Source organism: Paraburkholderia sp. BCC1885, from assembly GCF_900996235.1.
In the GTDB taxonomy this organism is placed as follows: Bacteria; Pseudomonadota; Gammaproteobacteria; order Burkholderiales; family Burkholderiaceae; genus Paraburkholderia.
Genome location: NZ_CAAJGM010000148.1, coordinates 1 through 456 on the forward strand (window position 1 = coordinate 1; position 456 = coordinate 456).

Sequence of the window (456 nt, forward strand, 5' to 3'; positions counted from 1 at the left end):
ACGCCGCTGCCTATCGGCTTCGCGACGATGAAAAAAGCCCGCCAGGCAACAAGCCTGGCGGGCTTTTTCACAAGATCCTGCATGCACGGCGACGATGCCGCCTACTTGCGCTCCAGCACGTCGATCACGTCGAGCAAAGCGCGCCGCAGTTGGTCGACATCCACCGCTTGCCCGGCCGACGCGGCCGGAAACATCTCTTCCTGCTCGGTCGGCATGCCGCGATCGGAACCATGCGAATCGAGCCGGTTGCGCGCGCCATTGATGGTGAAGCCCTGCTCGTACAGCAGTTCGCGAATTCGCCGGATCAACAGCACCTCGTGGTGCTGGTAATAACGCCGGTTGCCGCGACGCTTGACCGGACGCAGCTGCGTAAACTCCTGTTCCCAGTAGCGCAGCACATGAGGCTTCACGCCGCACAACTCGCTGACCTCACCGATCGTGCAGTCGCGCTTCGCG

General features: G+C 62.7%; 1 protein-coding gene. It reads right to left on the reverse strand.

Annotated elements, in window-relative coordinates:
• Positions 1–101 precede the first annotated feature (101 nt).
• On the reverse strand, positions 102–456 hold a 355-nt coding region (locus FQ755_RS14975), incomplete at its 5' end, for a MerR family transcriptional regulator (protein WP_144155450.1).